The sequence below is a fragment of the Bradyrhizobium sp. ORS 86 genome (genome assembly GCF_045571475.1).
GTDB lineage: Bacteria > Pseudomonadota > Alphaproteobacteria > Rhizobiales > Xanthobacteraceae > Bradyrhizobium.
In genome coordinates this window covers 1838765-1852046 of sequence record NZ_CP120699.1, presented here as the reverse complement: position 1 = coordinate 1852046, position 13282 = coordinate 1838765, and the positions used below count along the sequence as shown (strand labels likewise).

9 protein-coding genes are annotated in these 13282 nt (G+C 58.9%); 6 read left to right on the top strand and 3 right to left on the bottom strand.

Annotated features, from left to right (window positions below):
• Positions 1-106: 106 nt before the first annotated feature.
• From dctA to P6U25_RS08475, 4 genes are all read left to right on the top strand, one after another.
• On the top strand, positions 107-1429 hold the full coding sequence (dctA, locus tag P6U25_RS08490; RefSeq protein ID WP_280973509.1) for a C4-dicarboxylate transporter DctA: 1323 nt from the start codon (positions 107-109) through the stop codon (positions 1427-1429).
• 770 nt (positions 1430-2199) lie between these two features.
• A complete protein-coding gene (locus P6U25_RS08485) occupies positions 2200-4872 on the top strand; it encodes a PAS domain S-box protein (protein ID WP_407151033.1) in 2673 nt (890 codons plus the stop codon).
• Positions 4869-5546: a response regulator transcription factor gene (locus tag P6U25_RS08480; RefSeq protein WP_280980817.1), complete on the top strand. Its 678-nt coding sequence runs from the start codon at positions 4869-4871 to the stop codon at positions 5544-5546. Before P6U25_RS08485 ends, P6U25_RS08480 begins: the two co-directional genes overlap by 4 nt.
• 92 nt (positions 5547-5638) lie before the next feature.
• The gene (locus tag P6U25_RS08475) at positions 5639-6025 is read left to right on the top strand and encodes a response regulator transcription factor (RefSeq protein ID WP_280973513.1); all 387 of its coding nucleotides are present in this window, start codon (positions 5639-5641) and stop codon (positions 6023-6025) included.
• Between the two features lie 535 nt (positions 6026-6560).
• Here the strand turns inward: P6U25_RS08475 and P6U25_RS08470 are convergent.
• From P6U25_RS08470 to P6U25_RS08460, 3 genes are all read right to left on the bottom strand, one after another.
• Complete coding sequence (locus P6U25_RS08470; protein ID WP_280973514.1) at positions 6561-7385, bottom strand: Effector protein NopP; 825 nt, start codon at positions 7383-7385, stop codon at positions 6561-6563.
• 539 nt (positions 7386-7924) lie between these two features.
• Positions 7925-9751, bottom strand: coding sequence for a glutamine--fructose-6-phosphate transaminase (isomerizing) (glmS, locus tag P6U25_RS08465; protein ID WP_280978243.1), 1827 nt, complete (start codon positions 9749-9751; stop codon positions 7925-7927).
• Positions 9752-9896: 145 nt separating this feature from the next.
• Positions 9897-10127, bottom strand: a complete 231-nt coding sequence (locus P6U25_RS08460; protein ID WP_280985643.1) for a hypothetical protein — start codon at positions 10125-10127, stop codon at positions 9897-9899.
• A gap of 1047 nt (positions 10128-11174) precedes the next feature.
• Between P6U25_RS08460 and gmd the strand changes: the two genes are divergently transcribed.
• A complete protein-coding gene (gmd, locus tag P6U25_RS08455) occupies positions 11175-12260 on the top strand; it encodes a GDP-mannose 4,6-dehydratase (protein WP_280980820.1) in 1086 nt (361 codons plus the stop codon).
• On the top strand, positions 12241-13197 hold the full coding sequence (locus P6U25_RS08450) for a GDP-L-fucose synthase family protein (RefSeq protein ID WP_407151032.1): 957 nt from the start codon (positions 12241-12243) through the stop codon (positions 13195-13197). The genes gmd and P6U25_RS08450 overlap by 20 nt, the downstream gene beginning before the upstream one ends.
• The last annotated feature ends 85 nt before the right edge of the window (positions 13198-13282 follow it).

Below are 13282 nucleotides of genomic sequence, written 5' to 3'. Positions count from 1 at the left end.
CAACGTCTTCAATCGGACACGGCAAGAAACGACTGACGCATATGATGCCGTCGCTTCTCAACGCGCGGCGGCTCGTATTTGAGTTTGCGTCCAAGGGAGGAGCGACATGACCACCATCGCAACTGCGGCGCCTGCGCGGGCATCGCGATCTTGGTACAAACTTCTTTACGTCCAGGTTCTGATCGCGATCCTCCTTGGCATCGTTGTCGGCTGGTTGTGGCCGTCACTCGCGACCAACGAGTGGGTCAAAGCGCTTGGTGATGGCTTCATCAAGCTGATCAAGATGGTCATCGCGCCGATCATTTTCTGCACTGTGACGTCCGGCATCGCGCATATTCAAGATGCAAAGAAGGTCGGAAGAGTTGGCATCAAGGCGCTAGCCTATTTCGAGATTGTCTCCACCTTTGCCCTATTGCTGGGGCTGGTAATGGGCAATCTGTTCCAGATCGGTCGGGGGCTTTCCGTCAAACCGGACGCTGGGGCGGTCGCCAACTACGTAAGGCAGGCGGAAACCTCCAAAACAGTCGATTTCATCCTCAATATTATTCCCGACAGCGTGGTCGGCGCTCTTGCGCGCGGAGACGTCCTGCAGGTACTCCTGTTCGCGGTCTTGTTCGGCTTTTCGCTGATGGCGCTGGGCGAGCGCGGCGAGAGGCTACGCGGCATTATCGACGACGCCGCGCATGCGGTGTTTGGCGTGATCGCCATTGTCATGAAAGCGGCTCCCATCGGGGCGTTTGGCGCCATGGCCTTTACGATCGGAAAATTCGGGCCCGCGGCACTCGGCAACTTGATCGGCCTCATCGCATTGTTTTACGTGACGGCGGCGCTATTCGTCCTGGTCGTGCTTGGTGTTATTGCCCGCCTGGTCGGCTTCTCGGTTCTCAAGTTCATCGTCTATATCAAGGACGAGCTCTTGATTGTACTTGGCACCTCGTCCTCGGAAAGCGCGCTGCCGCAGTTGATGGAAAAACTTGAGCGACTGGGCTGCTCCAAGCCAGTGGTCGGGCTCGTGGTACCGACCGGCTACTCCTTCAATCTCGACGGCACCAACATTTATATGACGTTGGCAACGCTGTTCATTGCGCAGGCGCTCGGGGTCGATCTCACCTTTGGCCAACAGCTCACGATCCTGGTCGTGGCAATGTTGACCTCGAAGGGTGCAAGCGGCGTTACCGGCGCAGGCTTCATTACGCTCGCCGCAACCCTATCAGTGGTCAACCCAGCGCTCGTGCCCGGTATGGCGATCGTGTTCTCGATTGACAAATTCATGAGCGAGGTGCGAGCCCTGACCAACATCACCGGCAACGGCATTGCCGCCGTGTTCGTGTCCTGGTGGGAAGGCGAACTCGACCACGCAACACTGCGTGCGCGGCTCGACAAGGACATCGATCTCACCAAGGCGGAGCCGACGGACACCGCGGGGTAGATCTACAGCTTGTCGGCGATGGCGAAATGCCACCAAGTCGAGTGCGGCTGAGTTCGTCATTCTGGGTGCTCAATCCGGCGGAGGGCGTCCAGGATTGTGCCCCCAAAAGTTTGTCTCCGGCAACTCAGCTTTCCGTTGCCTAGCGTCGGCATCCGGCGCAATAGTGGCGCATAGCTTGGAAACCGAAACGAGCATCTCGCAAAGCCGTCGGTTCCAATATTCCGGGCGCGGTCCAGCGCCAAATCAGCTCGCGTAGAGATGAGCTTTCACGCGCGAGACTGTTCTCTCGAAAGCATGGAAGCGGACGAACGACGTCGAACGATTGGGGCGACCAAAAAAACCAGTTTGCCCGTCCGGTCATTCGAAAAACGCTCAGAACCTTGAGCACGGCCCCGTCCGAAGAGATGGACTTCGCTGGTCGCGCTGCGAAGGGCGGACGAAGCCGTTCTGCGGCCAGTCGAAGTCAACCTGGGTTGGACACTCCTGCCTTTGATCCGATCTGTCTCCTGCAAGCACTACTCGCCGTCGAGCGAAGAAAATCGGGAGCCGAGACCAGCGGCTCTCACGCCGAGGCGACGTTCGATATTCAAACATTTGGCGGAACTATACGAACGTTTGTAATGCGCTTCCCTGCTGGTCGTGCTGATTCTCACAATCGATAACCGATCGTGGAGCCGCTCAGGCGCGCTCTCGGTCGAAATGAATTGCCCCATTTTTGCCCAAAATGTTAATCTCTTCCGGCATCGATTAAGGCCGGACAGTTGACAGGCATGCGTAATCAATTCACCAAGCTCAAGCATCCAGCCTGGCGGCTTGTTTCCGGGAGCCTAGCCTTGGCGGTGGTAACGCTCGCTTCGTTCTACTTTCGCCCCCACTTCGCCGCGACCGCGTTTGCCTATCTGGCGGTGATCGTGGCGTTTTCTCCGATGGACAGCTTCATTGCACCAATTGGGCTGTCCATGATTTCGATCGCGGCATTGGTCTATTTCTTTATGCCGCCAAGTTTCAATCTTCGGATCGACGATCCGCAATATCTTCAGGTGGTTGTCGCGTTCCTGATTACGTCGATTGTTGCAACGTACGTCATCGGACGGCTCCGCCTGGAACGGGAAGATACGCTTAAGGCAACGGCCAGGCTCAAGCGGGAGGCAGCCGATTTGCGCGACCGCCAAAAGCAGTGGCGCGAAATCTTTGAGCACAACCCAGTCATGTACTTCATGGTCGATGACGCCGGCATGGTCCTAAACGTCAATACCTTCGGCGCGACGCAGCTCGGCTACGCGCGCGCGGAACTGATCGGCCAGTCCGTCCTGCAGGTTTTTCTTCAGGATGACCGTGCGTTCGTGCGCGACTGCATCGCCAAGTGCCTTGAACAGGTCGGCCAATCGCACACTTGGGACGTTCAGAAAATTAGGAAGGACGGCTCGGTCCTGTGGGTGCGTGAAAACGCCAAAGCCATGGTATGGGCCGATGACAAGCCGATCGTCCTCATTGCCTGCGAAGATATCACCGAGAGAAAGCGCACGGAACTTGCCCTGCAGCGAAGCGAAGCGCATCTGGCCCAGGCTCAGGAATTGAGCCGCACCGGCAGTTTCGGTTGGAATGTCGCCACCGGCGAGGTCTTTTGGTCAAGAGAGACTTTTCGAATTTTCGGACTCGATCCGGCCACTGAACCAAATCCGGGCCTGGTCGTCGAGCGGACCCATCCGGACGATAAGGCTTCTGTCCAAGAGATCATTGATCGCGCGATGCGAGACCAAGAGGATTTCGAGCATGAATACCGAATCGTGATGGCGGACGGTTCAATAAAGCACATCCACGCGCGCGCGCGAGCCATCACGACCGCATCTGGGGACATCGAATTTGTGGGGGCAGCGACGGACGTTACGGCGACAAAGCAGGCGGAGCAACAGTTGCGCCGTAGCGAAGCCAATCTGGCCGAAGCCCAGCGTCTCAGCCATACGGGCAGTTGGACCTGGGATGTCTACCGTCGCGATTTTGCCTATCGCTCCGCCGAAGTCGATCGTCTCTTTGGCTTCGATCCGGAAGAGGCTGCGTCGAGAGATGCGATCCTCTCGCGGATCCATCCAGATGACGTGCCGCCGCTTCAGGAGGTGCAGCGTCAGGTTGTCGAAGGCAAGGGTGAGAACTTCGAGTATGATTTCCGAGTCCTGCTTCCCGATGGCACAACTAGGCGCATACATTCCGTCGCGCATGCTATGGTCGGGGGCGACGGCTCTTCGCGCGAGCTCATCGGAACCCATATGGACGTCACCGAGCAGTACGCGGCCAGGGAACGGTTGGAAAACACACTCGCTGCGCTGCGAGAAAGCGAGCAACGCTTTCGCGACTACGCCGAAACTGCTTCGGACTGGCTCTGGGAGACCGGCCCGGATCACTTGGTCACACACCTCTCGGAGCACACCAGCGCCGCAGGAATCTTGGCGACCGGCCTCATCGGCCAGCTCCGCTGGGACATTGCGTGCGACGTCGACGCAGAACCCGAAAAATGGCGAGAGCATCGAGCAACGCTGGATGCGCATCTGCCGTTTCGCGATCTGGTCTATCGCACCGTCAACCGGATGGGGGCTCCAATCTACGTTCGGACCAGCGGCAAGCCTTTCTTTGACGTGGACGGCAACTTTCTCGGCTACCGTGGCGTCAGCACCGACATCACCGCGACGATTCGCGCAGATCAAGCGGAGCAAGAGCTGCGGAAGGCTCAGGCCGAGCTTGCGCACGTGACGCGCGTGACGACGCTGGGGGAATTGACGACCTCCATTGCCCACGAAATCAATCAGCCACTTGCCGCCATTATCAGCAATGCCGACGCGTGTCTCGGTTGGATGGGTCGCGAAACTCCCGATCTTTCCGCTGCGCGTAGGTCTGTTGAGTGGATTATCGAAGATGCAATTCGAGCAAGCGAGGTCATCCGCCGCATCCGCGCACTTGCGAAGAAAGGCGAGATCGAGATGGTGCCTCTCGGTCTCAATGAGGTCATCAACGACGCCATCGCGCTCGTGACGCGTGAACTGTTGACCCACCACGTGAGACTACGAACCGAGTTGGCGCCTGCGCTTCCAGCGGTCCTCGGCGACCGGGTTCAACTGCAGCAGGTGATCATCAACCTGGTGATGAACGGAATCGAGGCCATGCAAACGGTTGAGGACCGGCCGCGCGAACTGGTGATTCAGTCATGCAAAGACGATAGCGGATCCGTGCAGATTGCGGTGACTGATTGCGGCGTCGGAATCGCCGATGATCACGCGGATCATGTCTTGGATCCTTTCTTCACCACCAAATCGAGCGGGCTTGGAATGGGCCTTTCGATCTGCCGTTCAATCGTTGAGGTTCACGGGGGGCGTCTGTCGATTGTCCGCAAGGCGGCCCCGGGCGCGACTTTCCAATTCACCCTGCCGTTCCATAAGGAGGTCGTGTCGTGACCGAACGCTCTGACTCGCCGCGCCAAGGCAGGGAAGCCGAGGGAGCAACAAGCGCGATCGTCTTCGTTGTCGAGGATGACGCCTCAATGCGTCGATCGCTCACCAACCTTTTTCAGTCGGTGGGCCTGGAGGTCGTTGCTTTTGGATCGGCTCGCGAAATGCTGCAGAGCAACGTTCCAGATGTCGTAAGCTGTCTGGTTCTTGATGTCCGGCTGCCGGGATTAAGCGGACTTGAGTTCCAGGCCGAGTTGGCCAAGTCGAGCCTTCACATCCCGATCATTTTCATCACAGGCCATGGCGATATTCCCATGAGCGTGAGAGCCATGAAAGGTGGCGCGGTCGATTTTCTTACCAAACCATTTCGCGATCAGGAGCTCCTTGATGCGGTGCTTGCGGCAATCGAACGCGATCGCAAGAGACGGGAAGCCGCGAAGACAATCGCGGGCCTCCAGTCGTTGTTTGAGACTTTGAGCCCGCGCGAGCAGGACGTGTTGAAACTGGTGACGGCCGGCCTGATGAACAAACAAGTAGCTGCGGAGCTCGGCCTCGCCGAGATTACCGTCAAGATCTATCGGGGACACGTGATGAAGAAGATGGGCGCTCGGTCGTTGGCCGATCTGATCAGAATGACTGAGACGCTGGGTATCCATGACAATCGGCCCGAACAAACCTAAGTATGATTTTACAATCACGTGCCCCAAGCCCACTTTCCGCTCAGGGAGGCTAATGCTTCGGAAAGCGCTTTTGCGGGTCAGGAGGGCTCGTCTTGTCCACGCCTTTGATTTCCGTCGTTGACGACGACGCCTCGGTCCGTGTTGCGATAGAGAATCTTCTGAAATCGCGCGGCTATATCGTCCTGACGTTCGCGTCGGCCGAAGAGTTCCTGCAGTCGATGCAGTTGCACGAAATGTCCTGCGTGATCACGGACGTACAGATGTCGACTATGAGCGGCCTGGATATGCTCGCGGCCACACGCGCCCGCGGTTACAACGCGCCGTTCATTTTCATCACGGCGTTTCCCAATGACCGCGTTCGCGCCGCCGCGCAGAGTGCCGGAGCGGCTTGTTTCCTGGCCAAGCCATTCGCCGGGCAGACGTTGATCAAGCACCTCGAAATCGCTTTAGAGGGACACCGCGGTGGGCCAGGCACCTGAGCGGATGAACGATCTAGGAGCACCTCTCGCGCGAACCTGCGCGCGAATGAGCCATCGGAAGGGTGAGTGTTGCGGTCGGCAATAGTGCCGACGTCGACGGTCCATTTGCCCTGCTGTTGTGTATGCAGCTCGTAAACAGAACGGGTGGCGACGCCAACCGTTTCATTCGCGCCAGCGTCACGCGATATTGTTGCCGTTCTTTTCCATCGCACCGCGGCCTCGCCCGGGCTCTTTGGGCCGCAGTCATCGCACGGGAAAAAAGCGCCCGGTCCCTTTCGGCAGCCGGGCGCACGTCGTCACGTGTAGTTGTTGCCGATGCGAGCAATTTTACTGCGCGAAACCACGACATCCAACTCGCGCGATCGACGCTGCAACGATGAAGCTAAGCTTTGTCGAACATTCCGGGCAGCAGTCTAGCCCAGATCGTGGAAGCTCTTCTCAATCGTGAGACGCCAAACGCGTCGGGTCGGCGCACGAGAACCCCGGCGCGGCCGATTATTCTCCTTCCGCGGGACATCTTCAGAATGTTCGATGATCACATGAAATCGTCTTCATCGGAATATTCTGATGAGCTTGCCGCAGGTTTTGCATTTCTGCCCTCACCCTCGTCGGTTTTGGAAAGATATCGCGCAGACGTGCCTGTTCGCTGCCACTTACCATGACTGAGCGTCCACTTCTCTGACTTCGTTGGATCGAGCACCATGTTGTCATCATCAACCTCAACGAAGCCCAACTTTTCTGCACGAGCTCTTGCTTCATCATTCGCCGGGCGCAGATTGAGCAACGGCCGTTTACCGTCGAGACCAAGTTGATACTCGAGCAGAATATCGCCGGCATTCTCGACAAGCGGGTGGACGACCTGAAGATCTACGGTGGAGGTCGTTCGAGTGCGTCCCGGAAACAGTTCCTGCCACCGTTCGACGTCGAACTCGGTCATGCTGTCTCCGCCCTCCATTCTTAGAAGCCCGACACTCTTACTTCCAAGGTGGTAGCTGAAGTATCGCGCCTGATCCGAATCGCGAGTGGTTCCATATTCCTCGGCGACCTCCGCGGTTCGCCTTGCTTTATCGGATATGAAGTGTGAGTACTCTTGGGGATTGTTGGCGATATGCCAGATTTCCGGGCCGTGAAAGGCCTGCGCCTCCTGCCTGAACGCCGCCTTGGTCATCTCGACCACGGGCGGCCTGGAAACGACGGAGTACGGCCGCGCTGACGACGACGATGAGTAACCGTTCGAATCCGAGGCGCCTAAACGCAGTTCGGCGAACGTATCCGCGAACCTATCTCCATAAGCGTGCTCGTCGTCTTCGGCCGAACGCGACCATTGGCCGTTGGATGAGCCACCGATTCGATTATACATGACGATACGTACTCCTGGACATTTCAGCATTGGCTTAAGGCCGACTAGGCCCGCAGAGGCTGATAGGTATCCAGGCTTACCAAAAGCTGACGTGGATTTTCGAGATCGCCTTCCAGGGCCGGCGTGGTCACACATATTTCCAATCGCCAATAACGGCGCGTGCTTGTTTCCGAGCGGACCAGCTTCCGCCACGAGCGTGATCGCGGCCGATGATGCCAGACACCAGCAATTGGAGCGGAATAGTCGCACGATTGATGCGATCAATCGGCCTCCTTCCCCAGACCGCCGCCCGGCGCTTGATAACGTCTAGGGCTGGCCTGTCTCCTCGAGCTGGCGAGCGGAGTGCTGCACGAGCTCGCACAGGCGGAGTGATCGGGATCGGCCTAACCACATGGCCCGATCCTCGCCAACGACAACCAATTTGGATAGGAGCGAGACTGACGATGTGGTCGGTTCTCGCATTCACGGAACAGACGCAACCAAACATCACCGGATCGCGAGACGGCCAGGAGCCTCGCGGGCGATCGCTCCGTTGCCGCCTATTCGACGGTCACCGATTTTGCGAGGTTACGCGGCTGATCGACGTCCGAGCCGATGACGGCGGCGGTGTGATAGGCCAAAAGTTGCACCGCGATGGCATATACCATCGGCGTAAAGGTTGCGGCCATGTCCGGCAGCACGATGGTCACGAACGTGTCGAGCGCCGCTTCCGAGGCGCCCTTCGTATCGGTTATCAGGATGATCTTGCCGCCACGAGCAGCGACTTCTTGCATGTTCGAGACGGTTTTACCGAAGACCCGGTCGTAAGGCGCTATCACCACGACCGGCACCGTCTCGTCGATCAATGCAATCGGACCATGCTTGAGCTCTCCGGCGGCATATCCCTCTGAGTGGAGATAGGAGATTTCCTTCAGCTTGAGGGCGCCCTCCAGCGCCAGGGGAACCGATGTGCCACGACCGAGATAGAGCACGTCACTTGACCCGGCGATATCACGCGCCAGTTTCTCGATCTGCGGTTCGACCGCCAGCGCCGCGGCAATCAGCCGGGGCACTTCGATCAGCTCACGCACGAGCTTGCATTCATCGATCTCGGATAATTCTCCACGCTCTTTACCCGCCGCGACCGCAAGCGCGGCCATCACCATCAACTGGCAGGTGAAGGCCTTTGTCGAGGCGACGCCGATTTCCGGCCCCGCCAGCGTCGGCAGCACCGATTCGCTCTCGCGTGCAATCGTCGACGTTGCCACGTTGACGACGGAGATCGTGTGCAGCCCCTGGCCCTTGGCGTAGCGCAATGCGGCCAACGTGTCGGCGGTCTCCCCTGACTGAGAAATGACGATCGCGAGGTCCCCCTTGCGCAAAGGCGCCTCACGGTAACGGAACTCGGACGCGACATCGACCTCGACCGGGACGCGTGCCAGCCCCTCGAACCAGCATTTCGCAATCTGCCCAGCATAGCTCGCCGTGCCGCAAGCCGTGATCAAGATACGCTCAATGACATTGAAGTCGAATGGCAATTTCAGCGGCAAGGCTACGCGCCCAGCGGTCATGTCCACGTAATGGGCCAGTGTCTGCCCGACTACTTCCGGCTGCTCGTGGATTTCCTTGAGCATGAAGTGTGGATAATTCCCCTTGTTCACGAGGAGCGACGACGCACCACACTTTGACGGTTCCCGATGGACGACATTCCCCCGTGCTCCATAGATGACACTGATCGTGCGGGTCAGAACCGTCCAGTCGCCGTCTTCAAGGTAGGTGATGGTATCGGTGAACGGCGCGAGCGCGAGAGCGTCCGACCCCAGATACATTTCGCCATTACCATGCCCAATCGCAAGGGGAGCCCCCTGACGCGCACCGATCAGGAGGTCGTCGTGGCCTTTGAATAGGAAGGCCAGTGCAAAAGCTCCGCGCAACCGTGGCAGCGACGCCTTTACCGCCTCCTGCGGCGAGCAGCCATTCTGCAGATAGGATTCGACGAGATGCGCGACCACCTCGGTGTCGGTCTCGGACTCGAATTGGGCACCACTTTGCTCCAGTTCGGTGCGCAGCTCGCGAAAGTTCTCAATGATTCCATTATGAACGACCGCGACATTCTCCGTCGCATGCGGATGGGCGTTGCCCTCAGTGGGCTTTCCGTGAGTCGCCCAGCGGGTGTGACCAATGCCGGCATGACCCGACAAGGGCTTGCGACGCAGCTCCTTCTCGAGATTGTTCAGCTTACCTTCGGCGCGGCGGCGCTCGATGCGAAGAGCTTCGAGCGTCGCGACACCCGCCGAGTCGTAGCCACGATATTCCAATCGCTTGAGTGAGCCGATCAACCGCTCGACGACCGAACCACGACCCAAGATTCCGACAATTCCGCACATACCGATCAATGCACCCATCTTCAAGGAACCTGGCATTCACCCCGATAGGAAAGCCATCACGACATTCATCTGACGGATAGTCACCAGCAATCATCTCGGGCGTCGCTGCAGCCTCATTTGGCATCGTCGCACGCGTACGCACGCGTCAATTCTCGTTCTTGTCATCATCAGTTCGCCCAACCGCATTGCGGTTTTGGCGAGCGCCACTGAATACAAGCGGCGATGCGGCAGCAGACGACGTGACGACATCGAGATGAACCGGATATTCAGGCGCGTCTCCACGCTCTGGTGTGGCGGCCAGCTCCGGCACCAGCGGAGCCTTCGCCCGACAGCGACGATAGCAATCATAATCGCGTCGCAGACCAATGTCGTGCAAGTGACCTCCTTCTAAAGATCGACGACAGTCGAGGCGGGTCGGCCGACGGCATGTCCGGCGATAAAACTTCATGATCGTGGTTCGACCCGTCGTGGTCGAGAGCCACGCTTGATTCTCCGGTACGAGACCATAAGAACCTTCTGCAGCGCCACAGCTGGAAGGATACGCCAGTTAACATCCAAATAGCCGCGCTCCACCATTCTGCTGATAACCTCAGTTAACCGGCCCAGAATGCGGACAGATAAGCTTTTGAAAAGGCGGAGCTGCGCACCTGAGGGAACGACGACCATACGGCTTCTCTCAACGACACGATGCGCATTGATAGGGCCCACCTCTTGTGTTGAAACGCACTTTCGATTCCTGCCATCTAGATTGCCGCTGCCTTATCCTGTTTCGAATGTGCTTTCCGTCTTCTCTCTATCTTGCGGACGTTCTGCTTCGCCGGATTGATTTAATCTGAAAAGCATTCGGCGCTGTTGCAACGGCACTGCCGCGAAGCATCAGTTTACCGCGCAAGCGTTGATCTTGAAGACCGCGACACTCGAACCAACGCGAACGGCGCTAGTCGGACCAACGCCAGACTAGAAGGATCGGGATCGGCAGCTCAACTGTACGGAAGTAAACCTCCGATATCGAAACGTTTGATGAACTATACATACGTTTGCACCGCTTGATCCGCGCTCAGGGCGTCGCTTCGCGCCTGAAAACACGGGCTGTGCGGATCCAGCGCCTGCAGACCGCTCGGGATCGCAGACTCCTATGCTCTGTTCGGGTGTCGAAGGCCGAGCTGTTTTTTCTACTGAAGACAGTAGGCCGTGACCTGAACGTTCGGCGGGAGGTGTGCATAAAGAGCGGCCTCCGCACTGCCTGGTGGAAGATAAATCAATGTATATAATGCGCATCTTTACTTGACGTGTATTATCAAGGCGAACGATTGCTCTCCTCCACTTCGTGTGATCGCGACCCAGCATATCCAGGCTCTTCCGAAAGGCCGCTGCGCAGATGGCGTTGCCGAGCTCAACTTCCGCTCCGTGCTCTGGAGACGACATGGCAGCTCAGGATTCGAAGCGGCGCGTCGCGCTGATCACCGGTGTCACCGGGCAGGATGGCGCATATCTCGCCGAATACCTGCTCGGTCTCGGCTACACCGTTCATGGGATCAAGCGCCGGTCGTCCTCGTTCAACACCGCGCGTGTCGACCACCTCTATCAGGACCCGCATGCCGGCAACGTGCCGTTCCTGATGCACTATGGTGACATGACCGATTCCACCAATCTGATCCGGCTGATGCAGCAGATCCGGCCGACCGAGATCTACAATCTCGCCGCCCAGAGCCACGTTCAGGTCAGCTTCGAGAGCCCGGAATACACCGCCAACGCCGACGCCATCGGCGTGCTGCGCCTCCTGGAGGCGATCCGGATTCTCGGCATAGAAAAGGAGACGCGGTTCTATCAGGCCTCGACCTCGGAGCTCTACGGCCTAGTGCAAGAGGTGCCGCAGAAGGAAACCACGCCATTCTACCCGCGCTCGCCCTACGGCGTGGCGAAGCTCTACGGCTACTGGATCACGGTGAACTACCGTGAGGCCTACGGCATGTTCGCTAGCAACGGCATCCTGTTCAACCACGAGAGCCCGATCCGCGGCGAGACCTTTGTGACGCGCAAGATCACGCGTGGCGTCGCTCGCATCGAGGTCGGCCTTGAGAGCACGATCTATCTCGGCAACCTCGAGGCCAAGCGCGACTGGGGCCATGCGCGTGACTATGTTGAGGGCATGCACATGATCCTGCAAGCGGATCATCCCGATGACTTCGTGCTGGCGACCGGCGAGACTCGCTCGGTGCGCGAATTCGTCGAGCTGGCGTTCGCCGAGGTCGGCCGCGCGATCGAATGGCGCGGCAAGGGCGTCGACGAAACCGGCGTCGACAAGGCGTCGGGCAGGACCGTGGTTCGCGTCGACCCGACCTATTTCCGTCCGGCCGAGGTCGATCTCTTGATCGGCGACTCGAGCAAGGCGCGCGCCAAGCTTGGATGGAAGCCGAGGACGTCCTTCGCGCAGTTGGTGAAGGAAATGGTTGCCGGCGATCTCGCAGAAGCCAGACAGGACGCCGCCAATGGCAAGCACTCCGTATGAACTGAAGGGCAAGACGGTCTTCGTCGCCGGCCATCGCGGCATGGTCGGCTCGGCGCTGATGCGCCGGCTCGCGCGCGAGGGCACAAACCTCTTGACGGCCTCGCGCAGCGAGGTTGACCTCCGCAACCAGGCCGCAGTGAACGCCTGGTTTGCCGCGAAGTGTCCGCAGGTTGTGTTCCTTGCCGCGGCCAAGGTTGGCGGCATTGTCGCGAACAACACGCTGCGGGCGGAGTTCCTCTACGACAATCTGGCGATCTCGACCAATGTGATCCAGGCCGCGCACGCCAATGGTTGCGAGAAGCTGATGTTCTTCGGCTCGTCCTGCATCTATCCGCGGCTGGCAGCGCAGCCGCTGCGCGAGGATTCGATGCTGACCGGCCCTCTGGAGCAGACCAACGAGCCTTATGCCATTGCCAAGATCGCCGGCATCAAGATGGCGGAGACCTATCGCAGCCAATACGGCTCCGATTTCATCAGCGTGATGCCGACCAACCTCTACGGTCCCGGCGACAATTATCACCCCGAGTACAGCCACGTCGTCGCGGCGCTGATCCGCCGCTTCCATGAGGCTAAGCTGTCGGGGGCGGCCAACGTTGTGGTGTGGGGTACCGGCACGCCTCGGCGCGAATTCCTCTATGTCGACGATCTCGCTGACGCCTGCATCCACCTGATGAAGGCCTATTCCTCTCCCGAACTGGTCAATATCGGCACCGGCGAGGATATCAGCATTGCCGAGTTCGCCCGCGTGGTCGCGGCTGCGGTCGGCTATCGCGGCGAGATCAGCTTCGACACGTCGCGCCCGGACGGCACGCCGCGCAAGCTGCTCGATGTCAGCCGCCTGGCCAAGCTCGGCTGGCGCGCCTCCACCTCGCTCAAGGACGGCATCAGGCTCGCGTATCGAGCGTATCTCGACGACAGTAACGCACGGCGAGAGTAAGCCCACTCGTGCCGGACACGCAGGGATGAAGCAGAGCAATCGAGCGCCGCAATCAGTCGGTTGCGATTCTACTCCCGATCGGGAC